13 protein-coding genes are annotated in these 18,830 nt (G+C 38.1%); 9 read left to right on the top strand and 4 right to left on the bottom strand.

Features of this window, described 5'->3' with window-relative positions; genetic code table 11:
• Nucleotide 1 precedes the first annotated feature (1 nt).
• From H9Q20_RS10485 to H9Q20_RS10470, 4 genes are all read left to right on the top strand, one after another.
• Nucleotides 2-1,147 carry an inorganic phosphate transporter gene (locus H9Q20_RS10485; RefSeq protein WP_124639937.1) on the top strand — a complete coding sequence of 382 codons (1,146 nt, stop codon included), beginning with the start codon at nucleotides 2-4 and terminating at the stop codon, nucleotides 1,145-1,147.
• 111 nt (nucleotides 1,148-1,258) lie between these two features.
• Nucleotides 1,259-2,230 carry a polyprenyl synthetase family protein gene (locus tag H9Q20_RS10480; protein WP_124639935.1) on the top strand — a complete coding sequence of 324 codons (972 nt, stop codon included), beginning with the start codon at nucleotides 1,259-1,261 and terminating at the stop codon, nucleotides 2,228-2,230.
• Between the two features lie 43 nt (nucleotides 2,231-2,273).
• Nucleotides 2,274-3,257 carry a GSCFA domain-containing protein gene (locus tag H9Q20_RS10475; RefSeq protein WP_187477678.1) on the top strand — a complete coding sequence of 328 codons (984 nt, stop codon included), beginning with the start codon at nucleotides 2,274-2,276 and terminating at the stop codon, nucleotides 3,255-3,257.
• A 14-nt stretch (nucleotides 3,258-3,271) separates the two neighbouring features.
• Complete coding sequence (locus tag H9Q20_RS10470) at nucleotides 3,272-4,039, top strand: TatD family hydrolase (RefSeq protein ID WP_124639931.1); 768 nt, start codon at nucleotides 3,272-3,274, stop codon at nucleotides 4,037-4,039.
• Between the two features lie 76 nt (nucleotides 4,040-4,115).
• Here H9Q20_RS10470 and porV read toward each other — a convergent pair whose 3' ends face one another.
• Together porV and porU are read right to left on the bottom strand one after the other, a co-directional pair.
• Nucleotides 4,116-5,264, bottom strand: a complete 1,149-nt coding sequence (gene porV, locus H9Q20_RS10465; RefSeq protein WP_124639929.1) for a type IX secretion system outer membrane channel protein PorV — start codon at nucleotides 5,262-5,264, stop codon at nucleotides 4,116-4,118.
• Between the two features lie 43 nt (nucleotides 5,265-5,307).
• Nucleotides 5,308-9,189 carry a type IX secretion system sortase PorU gene (gene porU, locus H9Q20_RS10460; RefSeq protein WP_187477677.1) on the bottom strand — a complete coding sequence of 1,294 codons (3,882 nt, stop codon included), beginning with the start codon at nucleotides 9,187-9,189 and terminating at the stop codon, nucleotides 5,308-5,310.
• 165 nt (nucleotides 9,190-9,354) lie between these two features.
• Here porU and H9Q20_RS10455 point away from each other — a divergent pair, with 165 nt between their 5' ends.
• Nucleotides 9,355-10,944 (top strand): SUMF1/EgtB/PvdO family nonheme iron enzyme, encoded by a 1,590-nt coding sequence (locus tag H9Q20_RS10455; protein WP_124639927.1) that lies wholly within the window; start codon nucleotides 9,355-9,357, stop codon nucleotides 10,942-10,944.
• Nucleotides 10,945-11,004: 60 nt separating this feature from the next.
• Nucleotides 11,005-12,276 carry a UDP-N-acetylmuramoyl-tripeptide--D-alanyl-D-alanine ligase gene (murF, locus tag H9Q20_RS10450; protein ID WP_124639925.1) on the top strand — a complete coding sequence of 424 codons (1,272 nt, stop codon included), beginning with the start codon at nucleotides 11,005-11,007 and terminating at the stop codon, nucleotides 12,274-12,276.
• Nucleotides 12,277-12,322: 46 nt separating this feature from the next.
• On the opposite strand, the gene H9Q20_RS10445 is transcribed toward murF, so the two are convergent.
• Entirely contained in the window at nucleotides 12,323-12,928 is a 606-nt protein-coding gene (locus H9Q20_RS10445) for an NUDIX hydrolase (protein WP_124639923.1), read from the bottom strand.
• Between the two features lie 37 nt (nucleotides 12,929-12,965).
• Between H9Q20_RS10445 and H9Q20_RS10440 the strand changes: the two genes are divergently transcribed.
• Nucleotides 12,966-13,352 carry an SRPBCC family protein gene (locus tag H9Q20_RS10440; protein ID WP_124639921.1) on the top strand — a complete coding sequence of 129 codons (387 nt, stop codon included), beginning with the start codon at nucleotides 12,966-12,968 and terminating at the stop codon, nucleotides 13,350-13,352.
• 75 nt (nucleotides 13,353-13,427) lie between these two features.
• Here H9Q20_RS10440 and H9Q20_RS10435 read toward each other — a convergent pair whose 3' ends face one another.
• Nucleotides 13,428-14,522, bottom strand: coding sequence for a type II asparaginase (locus H9Q20_RS10435; RefSeq protein WP_187477676.1), 1,095 nt, complete (start codon nucleotides 14,520-14,522; stop codon nucleotides 13,428-13,430).
• A gap of 302 nt (nucleotides 14,523-14,824) precedes the next feature.
• Between H9Q20_RS10435 and H9Q20_RS10430 the strand changes: the two genes are divergently transcribed.
• Both H9Q20_RS10430 and H9Q20_RS10425 read left to right on the top strand, forming a co-directional pair.
• The gene (locus H9Q20_RS10430; RefSeq protein WP_187477675.1) at nucleotides 14,825-17,575 is read left to right on the top strand and encodes a TonB-dependent receptor plug domain-containing protein; all 2,751 of its coding nucleotides are present in this window, start codon (nucleotides 14,825-14,827) and stop codon (nucleotides 17,573-17,575) included.
• An 18-nt stretch (nucleotides 17,576-17,593) separates the two neighbouring features.
• Nucleotides 17,594-18,820: a DUF4876 domain-containing protein gene (locus tag H9Q20_RS10425; RefSeq protein WP_187477674.1), complete on the top strand. Its 1,227-nt coding sequence runs from the start codon at nucleotides 17,594-17,596 to the stop codon at nucleotides 18,818-18,820.
• The last annotated feature ends 10 nt before the right edge of the window (nucleotides 18,821-18,830 follow it).

Below are 18,830 nucleotides of genomic sequence, written 5' to 3'. Positions count from 1 at the left end.
GATGGACTTACCTATATTGCTAATTGTCATCATCGCTTTAGCCCTAGTATTCGATTATATTAATGGGTTTCACGATGCCGCCAATTCCATTGCAACCATTGTTTCTACCAAGGTACTCACCCCATTTCAAGCTGTTTTGTGGGCTGCACTTTGGAACTTTGCTGCATTCTTCATCGCCATGTATATCATTGGCGAGTTTAAAATCGGGAACACCATTGCCAAAACCGTCAACGAAAACTTCATCACTCTAGAGGTCATCTTCTCTGGTTTGGTTGCCGCAATTGTTTGGAATTTATTAACCTGGTGGTTTGGTATCCCTTCCTCTTCTTCGCACACGCTTATTGGTGGTTTTTTGGGGGCAGCCCTGATGCACGCCTTATATTTGGACTACCAACATGTGGCACAGGCACATCCGGACTTGGGGATTATGGAACAATTAAAGTTAGCTTTCTCACAACTTTCACAACAAAATGTGGTAAAGTTCAGTAAAGTCATCCCAATTTTCTTATTCATCTTCATGGCACCACTTATCGGGATGATCATTTCCATCATCATCACTTTATTGATCATTCAGATTTATAAGAAAACCAATCCTCATAAAGCTGATAGAGCATTCAAAAAAATGCAGTTGGTGTCTTCTGCACTTTTCAGTTTGGGTCACGGTTTGAATGACGCCCAGAAAGTAATGGGTATCATTGGGGCTGCAGTAATCTACTACCATGTTAGTATGATTGGTGGTAGTGATCCGTATGCCATTATGCCTCACGAAGATCGTTTCAACCACTTTACATCCGATTATTATTGGGTACCTTTGGTATCGTTCTTGGCCATTGGTCTTGGTACCATGAGTGGAGGGTGGAAAATTGTAAAAACCATGGGTACAAAAATCACCAAGGTTACTCCACTAGAAGGTGTGAGTGCCGAAACCGCAGGAGCATTGACTTTGTTCATCACGGATCATTTTGGTATTCCCGTTTCTACAACCCATACCGTAACGGGATCCATCATCGGAGTTGGAGTTACCAAAAGAATTTCTGCAGTCCGTTGGGGAGTTACCATTAATTTGCTTTGGGCTTGGATCTTAACCATTCCTATTTCTGCATTAATGGCGGGATTGACATATCTTGTAGTAACTTTCTTAGGATAAAAATCAAGCTGAATACCATTTATCATAAAAAACTTTGCTTTTCTAGGCAAAGTTTTTTTTTTCATCAGACAAAACTGTTTTAAAATTGTATTTTTGCGCAAACGAAATTTTATGGAATTTTTAGACCAATACCACAAAATGGTATCTCAAGCAATAGAGAAATATACCTTCAGAGACAAGCCTGCAGAACTGTATGAACCTATGAATTACATCATCCGAAACGGAGGTAAAAGATTGAGACCGGTCATGGTATTGTTGGCAACCGATTTGTTTGGTGGCGATTTGCAAAAAGCGATGAAACCTGCATTGGCGATAGAATACTTCCACAATTTCACCTTGATCCACGACGATATAATGGACGAGGCTCCTATGAGAAGAAACACCCCTACCATACATACGGTGTATGGAGTAAATACAGGAATACTTTCTGGAGACGGTTTGCTGCTTAAGGCCTACACCTATTTCGAAGATCTAGATCCTGAGCTGTACAAAGCCTGTCTAAGAGTCTTTACCCATACCGGACTTTTATTGTGCGAAGGACAGCAATACGACATCAATTTTGAAACAAAAAAAGATGTTAGCTACGACGACTACATCCGAATGATCACCTATAAAACAGGAGTTCTCAGCGCATCGTCTTTTCAAATTGGAGCCATGATTGCCGGCGCCAGTACGGCAGATGCCAAAGCCATTTTCAACTACGGAAAACATCTTGGGATTGCCTTCCAAATGATGGATGACTATTTGGATGTTTACGGCGACAATGCTCAGATTGGTAAAAAACATGCTGGAGATATTTTCGAAAATAAAAAAACAATTTTATACCTCTTGGCCAAGGAAAATGCCAGCCCGGACGAATTAAAAGAATTGGAGTTTTGGTACTCTAAAAAGACCGATAATTTGGACAAAATCTACTGCGTTGAGAAGATTTTCAGAAGAACAAAAGCTGATGTTAGAGTGCAACAACTCATCCAAAAACACAACGATATTGCCCAAAATTATTTAAAGAAAATAAACATTAATGAGGAGAAGAAAAAACCATTTATAGAATTGGCTAATTTCTTATTGAAAAGAGAATTCTAAAAATTAATTGCAAAATAACCTATCATCAACTTTATACATCTTCATGAAATTTTCTACAGAAGTCGAAATAAAATCCAATACAAAACGAATAGAAATTCACGATAAAATATTCAGTATCGGATCTTGTTTTGCCACAGAAATGCACGACTTACTTTCCAATGCACAATGGCAAACCCTGAACAATCCTTTCGGGACACTGTTCAATCCTTGGTCCATCAACCAAGAATTGACCATTTTACAAAAAAATAAAAAATATACAGAAGAAGACCTTATCGCCTATCAGGACGAGTATATTTCTTTGGACCACCACACCTCTTTCAACAGTAGAAATATAGACCTAACGCTGGACAAAATAAACCATAAAATCGAGTTGGGAAATGCATTTTTGCGAGATTGTCGATTTGTGATCATCACCTACGGAACTTCGTTCATCTATGAATTTTTGCCCAAACAAAAGTTGGTTGCCAATTGCCATAAAATTCCGGGTAAATTCTTCAAAAAGCGATTGCTTACGCCTGAAGAAATTGAAACATCCATTTCCGAAACCATCAAGAGCATCAAAAGCATTTGCAAATTTGATGTTCAAATCCTGTTCAGCATCTCTCCTGTGAGGCATTCAAAGGACGGTTTCGTTGAGAACAATCGCAGCAAATCTTTATTAATTTCGGCAATACACGAAGCCATTGAGAAAAATGAGAACTGCCATTATTTACCCATTTACGAGATCATGATGGACGAACTTAGAGACTATCGTTTCTACAAAGAAGATCTTTTACATCCCAGCAAACAAGCCGTGAATTATATTTTTGAGAAGTTCTTAAAAGCCTATTTTTCGGATCGTGCACAAGAATTTATGGCAGAAAATTTTAAAATAACCCAAGCCTTGCAACACCGACCTTCGGACGATAATCATCCAAAATATCAAGAGTTTTTACGAAATTTAAAACAAAAAATTTCAGAGCAACAAACCAAGGCAAGTCATAAAATTTTTGTTGAACACTTGACGATGAATCACTCTGACCGTTAATAAAACCTTTTTTCATGATCGATACCCATACCCACCTCTATGCAGAGGAATTTGACCACGACCGAGCCGAAGCCATCAAAAGAGCCATAGACAAAGGAGTTGACAAATTTTTTCTCCCGGCCATCGACTCAGAATCTCATGAGAAAATGTTGGCTCTGGAAACCGAATTTCCTGAACAAATCCATGCCATGATGGGCTTGCATCCTTGTTATGTAAAACCCGAGTCTTGGGAAAAAGAACTCTCCATTGTTGAAAATTTTTTAAATAAAAGAAAATTTTGCGCAATTGGCGAAATTGGGATTGATTTGTATTGGGACAAAAGCACCTTGGACATCCAAATAAAAGCCTTTGAATGGCAAATAGACCAAGCGATTGAAAGAGATCTGCCCATTGTAATCCACAGTCGTGAAAGTTTTGATGAGATTTTTGAAGTTTTGGAAAGAAAAAAACATCCTAAACTTCGAGGCATTTTCCATTGTTTTTCAGGCGATCTACAACAAGCGCAACAAGCAATCGCATTAGGATTTGCTTTAGGCATTGGTGGAGTTGTCACCTTTAAAAATGGAAAAATAGATCAATTTTTAAAAGAAATTTCTTTAGAGCACATCGTTTTAGAAACCGACTCCCCTTATCTGGCTCCAGTCCCGTTCAGAGGTAAAAGAAACGAGTCTGCCTATTTGGATTTGGTCTTAGGCAAATTGGTAGATCTCTATCAAATGGATTTTAAAACCATTGAAAAGATGACTTCTGAAAATGCATTAAGAATTTTCCAAATGGTCTAAAGCAAACAATTACTATAAAAAAACAAGGGTTTCACCAAAATGAAACCCTTGTTTAATTATAATCATCTAAACTATTTTAGTAATCGGCATTTGAAGTTTCGTCACCAATATTCCAAGTAAGACCGAAACGCAAAGTATTGTCCAAAGCAGAGTTCACTTTAGAAGTATTGATTAGGTAAGACACATCCAAAGCAAAAGATTGATACTTGATCCCAATACCTGCAGTTGCAAATTGTCTTGCACCTTGCTCTTCGGATTCGTGGAAATAACCGGTTCTCACAGCAAACATATTGTCGTAAGAATATTCCATAGCACCGCTGTACATCATGCTTTTTTTATTGTTGAATGATTTTCCAATTCCTTGCATTACCCCAACATTAGGCACATCATAAATTGGCTGATTGTTAACAGGATTTAGACCCACCACTTCAGGACCAGGAACCAAAAGCTTTGAAGCTTCTGCTGAAACGGTTACTTTGTTCAGATCATCGATAAAGACTTCATATCCAAGACCCAATCTGGCCATTGTTGGCAAATAAGATCTCGAGTTTTCGTCTCCCGTATAATCCAATCTTGGTCCTAAGTTAGAAACTACATAACCTGCATTGATACGGTTTTCCATATTCCCAAATCCGTTAAATCGAGGTGAAGTATAGTAACCTGAAATATCCACTGCAAAAGAGTTGGCCGGTTTTAGAGTTGTATCGGTATTGAAACCTCCTGCTAAATCGGAACGAACAAATCTACCTGTAACGGCCATGGAATAAGTATCCGATAATTTCAGTCCGTATGCTACATCAATTGCAAATTCGTTAGGTTTTGCTATACCTTCTTGTACCACTTCAGTTCCTACAATTCTTGTAAGATCTACCTGTCCCATATTGAAATAATATACACTGGCAGAAATGGTTGATCTTTCTTCTTCACCTAAAAATTTATGATAAGCACCGTACACCAAAAAAGTATCGTTGGTCAATTTACTCATGTATGGAGTATAAGTGAAACCGACTGCAGAGTTGGTTCTGCTGAACGGATATTTTGCTGCATTCCAAAATTGTGAGAAAGCATCTGGAGAAGTTACTACCCCTTGATCTCCCATACCTCCTGATCGTGCATCGGGAGCAATTCTAAGAAACGGAGCACCGGTGAGAACTGGACCTTGTGCAAACGCCATAGTCCCTAAACTAATCCCTAAGCCTATCAATAATTTATTAGTAAAATTCATACAGTTATTTTTAATTTCCAAATATATGATAATTATTTTAATTTTATTTTAACAAAACCATTTTTTCTACTGCTGTAGCCGAACCTTTGCATTTTTCTTGATTTTGACTTCTGGCAAAAATCTTAAAGATATAAGTTCCTTTTGCTACAACATCACCAAAATCGTCCCTACCGTCCCACTCAATCGCTTGTTTTGGTGTTCTGAATCCTTGTAAAAAAGGTTCTGCCATTACGGTTTGACTGATGGTTTTCACCAATTTTCCGGTGATGGTATAGATTTGTACATTCACATCCAAGATATCATCGCAATTGTGCTCGAACTGAATATAGGTTTTGTCGGTAAATGGATTGGGCCAATTCAGAGGTCTGTTGATGACCAAATGTTGGTTGGTTTCATCCTTCACCACAAACTTTAACGATTCTGTTGTCGAATTATTGTTGATGTCCCAAACTTTAAATGTTAAAGTGTGTTCTCCAGGTGCCAAATTCCTGAACGGATAGGTTACATTTCCTTTTTGATAATCGGCCAAACCCGGTGCCAAGCAACCGTTACCCTCGCCCGGCGAATAATAATCGTTGAGAACAACGGTGTTTACAATTTCGCCATCCAAATAAGTGGTAATATCGTGACCGATACCAGCACCAGTCGAATTAATTCCTGTATCATCTGTTATACAAGCCAAAAGCATGGGATTTTGGTTGGTAATTCCACCGTTAGCAAAGTTGGTATTGTTCATGTACAACTTTACTTTTGGCGGTTGGTTGTCGTTCACTCCATTTGGGTTGATGTCCCCAACTTGTACCGCTTGGTTATTAAACACATCAAAAATTTTATTATCGGCATAGCCCAGCATTCTTCCCGTTCCTACGGTATAATTAATATCGTTAGGAACATAAAACTCAACCGTAAATACACCATTAACAGCCGTTCCGGAAGCTTTTACAATGGCACTCCCCTCTTCGGTGTAATTCAAGATGGGTTGCATGGTCAGGTTGTGTTTGTTTAACCTTTTATCGAAGATGTTGATGACCACTCTTCCGTTGAAGGAAGTATCCAAAGTACCGTTGTCCTTATTGATATGTCCTTTTATTTTAACAAAATCCAAAGCTCTGATAAGCCCAGGTACAGGAGACTCTATTTGATCGACCACCAACAATCTTTTTGGACGACTAAGCGTCATTGCCGGATCTCCCAAATAATTCACTTTCATGTGATTGCTTCCCGGAGAGTACATCAGATTGAATTCCTTTTTAGCATCCAAATAAGCATTTCCTAAAGTATCGAAACGATCGTTGGTAAGCTTAAACATGGATTTGGTCAGGAAATCTGTGAATTTTATACCGTAATCCACAGCGATGGCTCTGCTGGAGGTAATCATGGTTGCAGCACCACCTTGTTTGTGTTTGATAAATTGTTCGCCCACGGAAAAAGTTCCGGGTTCGTCCCAAAGTGTAAATTCACAAGTAATGGTAGAAACCAATGGGAAACGAGAGTACACCGGCGAATAGTTATTGGCCGCCTGAACTTCTTGCGAGGTCAGCACCCTTTCTTGTGCCCAACCGTTGATACCACCGTGCCCAAAATAAAACAGATACAAACTGTTACCAATATCGTTGGAGATGGCTTGGTTTACCTGTGGAAATCGGATACCACCAGAAGTACTGACAGCAGGGAAGGAATCCAAATACAATTTTCTGATGTTGTATTCCGGTTTGTCGGTGGCACCTTCAAACACATCGGCCAAAGCTTGGTTCATGATGTTGTGGAAAGGTTCGCCTCCATCGGCGTCATTATCTACAACATAATCCATTTTCATGCGCCATTCACCAAAAGGACTGGACTGTCCCGATTTGGCATTGTAATAAGCCAAAGTTTTATCCACCATCGTGGTCGCTTCAGCTACTGTCGCCGCAGGAATACGCCCCACAGGGATATCCGGCAAAATATTCCCCAAATAGGTTGCATTTTGAGGTTCTGTCATCACGATATAATCATCGGTAATAAAAGAACTCACCAAATTGCTACTCTCCTCACTGATGTAACCTATGGCTTTGTTGTAGTTGTTGGAGATTCGATCTTTGTAATCGTAGGTAGCATCGCCTAAAAGTAAGACATATTTTAGACTTCCTGCCGGAGTATTCAATTTGGTAATAAAATCACGAATGCCCGTCAAATCTTTACCACCGCTGCTAAATTCATTATAAATGGCATTGACATCTACAATTTTCGTGGTAAAATTACTCTTGGTCTGATGATACTGCGCCAATCGTTGAGCTTGGGAAAACATTTCAGGAGCCGTGATGATCAAATAATCGATATTTTGAAGTCCGGACAAATCTTGATTTTCCACCTTGCCTACAAAACCGGGTTGGTATGCAGCATCGGCTTTGAATGCGACAAATTCGTTATTGAAATCAGGATTATTGGCTACAAAAGCGAAATTAAAGTTACCACCGGTACTTTTGTTGACCCTTTTTGTCGGGTTGGTCACATCCGAAACATCCCAAACTTGTTCGATGGCAGAGGAATTGGAAATGGAAAATCCGTATTTCTGCTGCCCGCCTGTAACCACAGAAAAGTCTCTAAAATTCATCTGACTGCCGTTGAAATTCAAATTTTCTTTATACTGAATTTCGGCATAATCAAAATAGTACAATCCGTTGGGATTGGTAGAAATATTGGGTGTTATATTAACGGTTACCGAGTTTCCTGAAAGGTTGCTGATGCTTCCTGAATATCGTTTCACCTCGAAGTCTTGTCCGGTAATTGCAGTTGGTTGGTTACTGGAATTTTGTCCGTTGATATTAAAAACCACAGAGTTCCCTTGTGAAAGATAAGACACTACATTGGCTCTATACTTTATATTATCGGCACTCTGTATGGGCGAATTGGTATTGAACACGATACTTTTTGCAGAAGTAAACGGTGTATTTTCCACCCAAATTCGTCCTACTTTCAATAAATTTTTCTCATCATTATCCACATATTGATATTCATCATAACGAGAAATTAAATTGGCAGGCAAAGTTTCGTCCACCGTTTGAATTCTTTTCCCAGGCCCGATATCAAAATTTATAAAATAATACGCATGGTCTTCATAAATGTTTTTCAGGTGTTGCGCTTTATCGGTTCTGGTTTCAACTCTTTTTATTCCTGCACCGTTGGTTTGGTCGTACAAATTGTATCCTTGCGGACCTTGAGCGTAAAATAAGGCATAATCTCCATCGTTCCACACGCCATCCTCTTCGCCTACAACTTGTATGGCGTCTTCTTGCAGCGCATCGTATCGAGCATCTTGGTTGAATTCCGGCAACATGACACCACCATTTCCATAAATTCTAAAATTTTTAGGATTGATGTTTGCCGGATTCAGTCCGTTGCTTTGTAAAAACTGTTTGGTAATTTTAAAAACTCCAGAGCGATCTACTTTAATTTTAAAAAAATTTCCAGAAGCCAAAGGATTATTGGATGTCCCTATTCTATCCACTGAATGAGAACCAATTGGTTGATCGGAAGTGCTAAGATCAAAAGACTTCAATCTTTGTATGCTTCCTTTGTACCAACGAAATGCATTAACATGGATTAGCGCAAGGTTGCTTCTCTCATCCTTATTATATATATAATTAATATCGCCTACTGCATCTTCTGGAAAAGCAAAAGGATTAAGGTCGTACACTTCCTTTTGATTAACATTTTCCCACACATAATTAGAAATTTTCAATTGTTTTTCACCAATTTTTTGTTTGGTATGAATAATTATATTATTTTGGTCAAATGAAAAATCATAATTCTTTACAAAAGGAAGATTGAGTTTGGTTTCATTGTATTGCTGTACTTTAGCACCTTCCCAGTTCATTGTAATTTTCTGAGAAGACACATAAGAACAGATTAACAAAGAAGCTAAAGCAAAATATTTAGGTTTCATAATATTGACATCAACTGTTTCGGTTACAAAATAAACGAAAATTTTATAATAATGATGCGATACCATAAAATTAATTTGAAATCGTTTTGCAAAAAAATCAACTCTTTACTTGATTAATTGAATTATTTATTTTTTCTTTGTACTTTGAAAATATTAATAACGACTATGAAAAAACTAAAGTTATTTTCTTTAATAGCCCTAAGCTCCACCCTTGCACTCACCAGCTGTGGAGGTGGTGGTAAAAGTGGAGGTGGCACCAAAGGATTTGTCAGCAAAACTGGATGGAAACCAAACGACCAAAAAGGTTGGTTCTTTACAGGAAAAACTCAAAAACAAAAAGGATGGCCAGGAATGGTCTATGTAGAAGGAGGTACCTTTACTATGGGTGCTGTAAAAGACGATGTCTTGAAAGACTGGAACAACTCTCCTCATAGAATGCAGGTAAGCTCTTTCTTCCTTGGCGAATCAGAAATCACCAACTACGAATACCGTGAATATACAACTTGGTTGAAATATGTATTTCCACCAAACGACCCTACCTTCAAAGAAATCTATAGCGGTGCATTGCCGGACACTTTGATGTGGGATAATAAATTGTCTAGAAATGACAATGCTGAAATGTATTTTAGATCTCCAGAATACGACTATTACCCGGTAGTAGGTGTGACTTGGAGCCAAGCAAATAAATATTGCGATTGGTTGACCGATAGAGCAAATGAAAAAGCATTGATGGATGCAGGTATCATTTCTAAAGACTTGTACATCAACGATTCTAACAACCAAGGTGGTACTGCTTTCAACATGGACAAATTCAAATCGAACGATCCGGATATGCAAGCATACATCAACACTCAAAGAATGCAAAACAAAAATGGCATCAGAACAAGAAGCCAAAGAGTTCTTGCTGTAAACAGAGCACCTAACGCCAACATGGTAACCGAATTCAGATTACCAACAGAAGTTGAATGGGAATATGCTGCTTTGGGTATGGAAAAAAACAGACAGTACAACAACTACGATAACAAAAAACCTGAATTGGATAAAATCAGAGGTAAGCACGGACAATTGTTGGCTAACTTCAAAAATGGAAAAGGTGACTATTCCGGTATCCCAGGATGGAAAGACGACGGTTCTGCTCAAACTGCGGATGTTAAAAAATATCCAGCTAACGACCTAGGTTTATTCGGTATGTTTGGAAATGTTTCTGAATGGACTGCCGATGTTTACAGACCGGTTGTTGATGCCGAATACAGTGACTATAACTACTTTAGAGGTAGCAAAGTAAAAACAATTGTTAAAAACGGAGACGGTACAAATAAAAAAGTGGACGATGGAAGCATCAAATACGACACTTTAGCCGATGGAAGAAAACTTTACACAGCACTTCCTGGAAAATTCGAAAGAAAAACAATTGCCGATTACTCTAACTTCAGAGACGGTGACAAACAATCTTCTCTGGATTATGACAGAGGAAACACCGATAGCACAGATGCGTATAACATGTACAACGGACCTGTTCAAAGATTTATCGTAGATGGTAAAGGTAAGGTGATCCTTCAAAAAGATTCCAAAGAAAGAACATCTGCAATCTCTAACAACATTAGAGTGGTAAAAGGTGGTTCTTGGCAAGATACAGCCTATTGGTTGGATCCGGGACAAAGAAGATACAAAAACCAAAACTCAGCTTATGGATGGATCGGATTCCGTGTAGCTCAAGATGCTAAAGAAATTAGCAAAGGTAGAACAAGAAGATAATTCTTATTATATTTTCAAAAAACCTTCCTCTTTTGGAAGGTTTTTTTTTATTTTTGAATCATGAATGCAGAACAATTTTATCCTCTATTTTTAAAATCAAATAAAGTAGAAATCGACAATAGAAAAGTAGTACCCGGAGATGTTTTTTTTGCATTTTCCGGTGAAAATTTTAATGCAGCCAGCCTCGCAGAAAAAACAATAGACCAAGGAGCTCTTGCTGTTATTGTCGAACAAAAGGAATATGAAAATGTAGATAAAAATATTTTCTATGTTCCCTCTACTCTATTTTTTTTACAAGAATTGGCTAAATTGCACAGAAGCAAGCTCAACATTCCGATTATCGGATTAACAGGAAGTAACGGAAAAACGACCACCAAGGAATTGATCCATGCAGTACTTTCCAAAAAATTCAACACGCAATTTACCAAAGGGAACCTCAACAACCATATTGGTGTTCCGCTTACCCTTCTTTCTATACAACCCGAACACGAAATAGCCGTGATAGAAATGGGTGCCAATCATCAAAAAGAAATCGAAATGTTAGCATCCCTAGCACAGCCAACCATAGGATACATAACCAACTTTGGCAAAGCCCATTTAGAAGGCTTTGGTGGATATGAAGGAGTTATAAAAGGGAAATCCGAATTGTTTGATTATCTAAAAAACCATCAACAAAAAATATTGGTCAACGCCAACGATGAAATTCAAGTGGAAAAAGTAAAAAATTACTTCAACACCATTTCGTTTGGCAAAGAAAATTCAAACTATCAATTTGAACTCTGCACCCATGAACATTTCGTTGGTTTGAATTATAAAAACACCAAAATCATTTCTCAACTTACTGGAAATTATAACTTCACGAACATTTGTGCAGCCGTAAGTTTGGGACTTTATTTAAGAATAGAAATCGAAAAAATAAAAACGGCAATCGAAGAGTATGCACCCACCAACATGCGATCTCAGATTGTTAAAAAAGGCGATCAAACTTTGGTTTTGGATACCTACAATGCCAATCCAAGTTCCATGTCGGAATCGTTGAAAAACTTCAGCACTTTTGAGGGCAGTAAAACTGTAATTATGGGCGATATGCTGGAATTAGGGGAAGAAAGCCATCAGGAACATCGTCTCATTTTAGAACTTGCACAAGCTTTGGAATTTAATGAAATCTACACCGTTGGACCTCGATTCAAAGAATGCAATAAAAATTCAACTGCATTTAGCGATTCTTCGGAATTGATTGAACATTTAAAATGCAACACCATCACTTCAGATAATATCTTACTAAAAGGATCTAGAGGCATCGCATTGGAGAAAATCATAGATTTTCTTTAACACAAAAATAGCCCTCAGAAAAAATTGAGGGCTATTCTTTTTATCGTTAATCGGTCAACGATTCGTCATTTAAAATAAGTTGAATGTTCTTAAATGTCGATGGATAGACCACATCTTCTATTTCCTTTTGTCCCTTCCAATCCACTTCTGTAATTCCTTCTTCAATTTGTGGAATGGCCTGATCTTTTCCAAAATACGACATCTTGTACCAATATGTTGTTTTCAAAATCCGTTCACCATTTCTCTCGGTATAAATATGAAAGGTACTGTTTACAAACTTTTCCAAAATCAAATCGCTGAGGCCGGTTTCTTCTTCAACCTCTCTAAGAGCCGCTTGATCAAGAGATTCTCCTTTTTCAACTTTTCCTTTCGGCAGATCCCAACGACCCAATCTTTTGATAAAAAGAATTTCATATTGGTCATTATAAACAATACCACCAGCGGCTTCAACAATTTTAAAAAAATGAATAAAATCTTCCCAAATTTCCTCTAAATTTTCACCATAGATGTTAATTTCTTGGCAGGAAGTATTTTGCAATAGATCGAGAGCAATTTCTAAACTGATAGAACCGTCGTATAAAATTTTTTTCTCTATGCTTTGCGGACTTTTAGAAAACAATAATCTTTTCTCGTTGATAAAAACTTTATACATTTGTAGGACACTTTTAACTCTACAAAAATAACTAAAAATGAATTTAGAAGGAAGAAAAATCATCGTAAATAAATCATCACAAGAACTTCAAGAACTTTTGAAATCCCCAAAAGACTATGAACAACTGATGCCAGAGTCTTTGCAAAAATTTGAAGCTCGAGAAGACGGCTTCAAATTTGGACTAAAAGGAATGCCGGAAATCGCATTGAAGATAGAATCCGTAACTCCTGAAAAAGTAACGCTAAGCTCTGCCAGCTCCAGCTTGGAGTTTTCTTTAAAAGGAATGATGAACCCTCTAAATGAAAGCCAAACCGAGGTTCAGTTATTGTTTGAAGGGCAGTTCAATCCTTTCATAAAAATGATGGTTGAAAAACCTTTGAAAAACTTTATCGACGCACTAACCGATAAAATTGAGAGGCTCTAATCGATCCTAAAGTTCTACAAAAAACACCGCCCCGAAACGAAATTTTGGGGCGGTATTTTTTAATTCTAAATAACCTCAATACTTAAAGAAAATATCTTGAATGGCTTTCACATTTATAGTTTCTGTAAGCGCCAACATGAGAAGGACTCTCGCTTTTTGAGGGTTAAGATCATCTGCTACGGCAAAACCCAGTTTCTCATCATCCACCTCGTTGTGTAAGGTTATTCTACCACCGCCGGTTCTGGCAGAACGAACTACGGTTACTCCGCTTTTTACAGCATTTTCTAACGCTTTACCGACCGGTGCATTAAAGTTACCATTTCCCATTCCGGCATAGACAATTCCTTTTACGCCATCGGTAACCATGCAATCAATCACTTTTGAACTTGCTCCGGCATATCCATAGACTATTTCCACTTGTGGAAGTTTGTTCAATGTACTCACATCAAATTTCTTCTGTGGCTGACGAAGAGATTGGTAATAGTAGCTTACTTTTCCATCATAAATTAATCCGATAGGTCCAAAATTTCTAGATTGGAAAGTCGCAGTATTTGTCGTAACGGTTTTGGTCACATCTCTAGCAGCAAAAACCAATTCGTTCATTGCAACAACGGTTCCTATTCCTCTAGAATTGGGAGAAGAAGCAACCATCACGGCATCCAATAAGTTACGGTTACCATCTTGGCTCATGGCGGTAGAAGGTCTCATGGCGCCCACCAAAACCACAGGTTTGTTTGACTGAACGGTTAAACTTAGGAAATATGCCGTTTCTTCCTGAGTATCGGTACCGTGGGTAACCACTACGGCATCGGCTTCGTTGTGATCAAAAATCTGGTTGATTCTTTTGCTAAGTTTTAGCCAAGTATCGATATTCATATCTTGACTACCGATATTTGCGATTTGTTCGCCTTTAATTTTCGCCAACTGATGCATTTCCGGCACCGCATTCAACAAGGCATCAATAGGAACCTGGCCAGCAGTATAAGCTGCTTTGGTAGCCGATTCGCCAGCACCAGCAATGGTACCACCGGTTGCAAGGATGATGACTCTAGGTTGAGTTTTGGTTTGAACTTGAGTGGTCTGTATTCTTGTAGGAGTAGCTGTGGCTACTTGTGCTTGGATGTGGATTGATAAAATAAATCCAATAGAAATAATGAAAAATTTTCGCATGATCTATAAATTGATATAGACAACAAACCGAGTTGTCATTTAGAAATAAAAAAAAGAGTATCCGATTATTACTTTTTAAAATACAATACACTCATAAATTAAGAAAACATACTGGAACATAAAACCTCTTTCAGATTCAAAAATAACAGTATTTTCTCAGATTTCATCAATACTGTTCTAATTATTTTAAGACAATATTGCTTTACTTTTTTTAAACCTAATCTCTTTTTTCGGAAAAATAAAGTTTTTGTGAAAACAACTTATTATATTTGCCACCTTATTTAAACTAAATAAAAATAAGAATGAGGAAGATTTATAGTTTGTTATTATTAGTCGGTGGTTTAGGAATTGTTTCTGCTCAGAATCATGATGTTAGTTTAGACATCGTGGTTTCTGGTGCAAGTAAAAGCAAATTGATTTCTGGTGCTACGATAAAAATAATTGGACAAAAATCTATCACCACCAACCAAAATGGCGAAGCAAAACTGAAACTTGATCAAGATAAAACCTATACCTTAGTGGTTTCCCATCCTCATTTTCAAGATAAAGTCATCAAAATTCAGCCTCTTCATCAACAGAAAATCAATATTGTTCTTCAGGAAGAAAATAAAATCCAAGAAGTTATCGTTACCGCCAAAGAAGGTAAAGGTCTCACCAGCAAATCCGTCATCAATGCAAAAGCAATGGAACATTTGCAACCTTCTAGCTTTGCCGATCTTATGGAATTGGTGCCGGGTGGTCTATCTAAAACTCCAAGTTTGATGGCTACCAACCGAGTTGCCCTACGAGAAAATCCTAATGCTATGCCTAGCGGTTACAACACTTCTGCTTTAGGAACTCAATTCATCATCGATAATACTATTTGGAATTCCAACGCCGATCTTCAACTTTCTGTAAACGATAGTCAGTTTCTTGGCAGTCCGGCTTCTAAAACTTCTGCAGGAATTGGTGTGGACATGAGAACCCTTTCTACCAACGATATCGAATGCGTAGAAATCATCCGAGGGATACCCTCTGCAGCTTATGGCGACCTGACTTCTGGGGTGATAAAAATCGACAGGAAAATTGGAAAAACTCCACTACAAGCCAGATTCAAAGCAGATGGTTTTAGCAAACAATATTATCTGAGCAAAGGTTTTGCCTTGAAAGAAAATTGGCAAATGACCGCAAGTATGGATTATCTTGATGCTCAGGCAGATCCGACCAATCAGTTTGAAAATTATCAAAGAATCACCGCTTCATTACGATCCAGATTGAAAACCAATCTTTGGGGAAAACATTTGGAATGGCGAGCGACCATAGATTTTTCTAACAATCTGGACAAAGAAAAGTACGATCCGGACACCGGCTATCCCAGTGTAGATGTGTACAAAAACAACAACAGAAGACTCAGCATTAGCAACAATTTCGTTTATCTTTTGGGAAAGGAAAATTTCTTTAATAAACTTACCCTAAATACCGCCATCAGACAAGGTTTTGATAAGATTGAACAAACCAAATTGGTACAACAATCCGGACCTAGATCGATTTCTTTGGCGACCACTCAAGGGGAAAATGTAGGAATTTTCCCACAATTACGATACATTTCCGAATCTTCAACCGATGGTAAACCGATGGATTTATCAGCTTTAATCCAACTGAATGGGGTGAAAAAATGGGGAAATATCCTCCATCAATACGAAGCCGGATTGGATTGGCGATTTTCTAAAAATTTTGGTAAAGGACAGCAATACGATTTGCTCACGCCACCTACTGCCACCATGACGACAAGACCCAGAGCCTATGACGATATCCCGGCTTGGCAAAATACGGCCGCATTTGTAGGTGACCAAATGTCGTATCAATTGGACGAGCATAAACTAAGCCTTTATGCAGGCCTCAGAACTTCAAAATTATTAGGAATAGACCCAAGTTTCAGCATTAGAAATAAAATTTTTGTTGAACCTCGATTGAATTTCCAATATGGATTGCCGAAAATTTTTATTGGAGATCATGCTTTGAAAGCCAATATCACCCTAGGATTTGGACAGTTTTATAAACAACCTACGCTGTTGATGTTGTACCCAAATCTGAAATATACCGATTATACCCAACTGAACTATTATCACAACGATGAAAAGTACAGATATGTCAATTTCATGACCTATGTTCAGTCTTTGGAAAATAAAAATCTGACCGCCGCTAAAAATACAAAGTACGAAACCAGAATAGATCTTAGCTACAGAAATCACGAAATGTTTCTGACTTATTTTCAAGAAGAAATGAGCAACGGATTTAGAAATACCTTGCAAACCGCTTTTCATACCTATAAAAAATACGATGCAGCCTTTGTTGACCTCAACGATTGGAACAACGGCCCAAATCTGGCCAATGTTCCTTATCAACTGATGACCGAATTTGGGAATTATTCCATCACCGAAAACGGAAGTGCCACCTTAAAAAAAGGAATAGAATTCGGGTACAGTTCGCCGCGTTTTGAAGGCATCAACACCCGATTTACCCTTACCGGAGCTTGGTTCAAAACGGAATACAGAAACACCATTCCCATTCATTATCAGCCGAGTACTTCCATCGCCGGACAAAATTTCCCGTATTACGGAATTTATAAAAATGATGATGGATACATCAATTCTAACCTCAACTACAACTTTTTGGTCGATACTTATTTATCCAAAATGGATCTGACAATTTCGGCTTCTTTCCAAGGAACATTGTTCGATCACCGAAAAAAAGATCATCGAATAGCCGAACCCATTTCTTATTACGGATTGGATGGTGTAATCCATCCTTTCACCGAGGCTGATAAAACCGATCTGTACAAACAATGGTTGGTGCGCAATGTTTCGGTGACCGATAATATGCAAACCCGATACACCTATACCTTGAATGCCAATTTCAAGGTGACCAAAAAAATTTATAAATCCATCAGAACCTCTCTATTTGTAAATAAACTTTTCGGCTATGCCCATCCTTATTACATGAACGGGATCAAGATCGAAAGAAAAAATCTAAGTACACCCTATTTTGGGATGGAAATCAATTATAATTTTTAACATTCAAACAATAAAAACATGAAAAAGAACTTTCTTATCCTGAGTTTGTTGGGACTCACCCTCACCACCAGCTTGGTATCTTGTTCTAGAGACGATGATTTCGGAACCGAAGTTTCCCAAAAAAGCAACCTAAACATGACTTTCACTGCTGATGATGTTGCGACCTACAGCAATTTGGAAATAGAAATTTTGGAAGTAAACACCGGAAGTTTAATAAAAAAATCCATTTCTAACCTCAACACCCTGCAGCTGGATTTACCTTATGGATCTTACAAAATCACAGCCAACGGATCCGTCATCACCAATACCAACGGAACTTTTTCCGTAGCAGGAAGCGGGATTATTGACATCAACACCACCACTTCAAGCATTAATATTCCTTTGTTTATCAAACAATTCAGTCAAGATTTCATTATTGAAGAAGTATTTTATACCGGAGTGAAAACGGCAGACGGAAAAAATTACAACTCCAGCAGATATTTTAAATTGGTGAACAATACCGATAAAGTGTTGTATGCGGATCAACTGATCATCGGACAGTCAGAATTTTTAACATCTGTTAATAACAATGTTACCCCGTACAATCCGAATGAGAAATTTGCCGTAAAAGGCGTGATGGTATTACCAGGAACCGGAAACCAATATCCTGTGCAACCCGGAGATTTTATCGTAGTGGCAGACAATGCCATTAACCACAATGCGGTAACCACCAATGCTTTCGATTTGCATAATGCCGATTTCGAATTCCCTTCGACCAACCCAACTTTGGGACAAGTAGATAACCCGTCTGTACCGAATGTGAATGTGATTTTCACCACCATGACTTACAACATGATCTTCTTGCACAGCAGCGGTGTAGAGTCTTATGTGATCGCAAGATTCCCAGCAGGTGAAAATGCGACAACCTTCTTGCAAAATCATAAATACAACTATTCTTACACCAACGCGGCTGGTAACACCACCAACAAATCCGCCTATGCCATCCCAAATTCTTGGATCTTGGACGGAATGAATAATTCGGTTCAAGATAAATTTTTACACCTCCTCACCGGTAGTTCTATAGATTCTGGATGGACAGGTGTTGGTGCATTTTGGAATGATCCTGCCAGATTAGGAAAATCCGTGCGTAGAAAGACTTTGGGCGTAACCAGCACAGGAAAAAACATCTACAAAGACACCAATAACTCTACAGAAGATTTCACTAAAAATGCTGAACCAAGTCTAAAAAACGGTATCGTTCACTAAAATAAAAACA

Source organism: Amniculibacterium sp. G2-70 (assembly GCF_014353055.1).
GTDB classification, from domain to species: Bacteria; Bacteroidota; Bacteroidia; order Flavobacteriales; family Weeksellaceae; genus Amniculibacterium; species Amniculibacterium aquaticum.
This window is presented reverse-complemented; position numbering and strand designations above follow the sequence as displayed.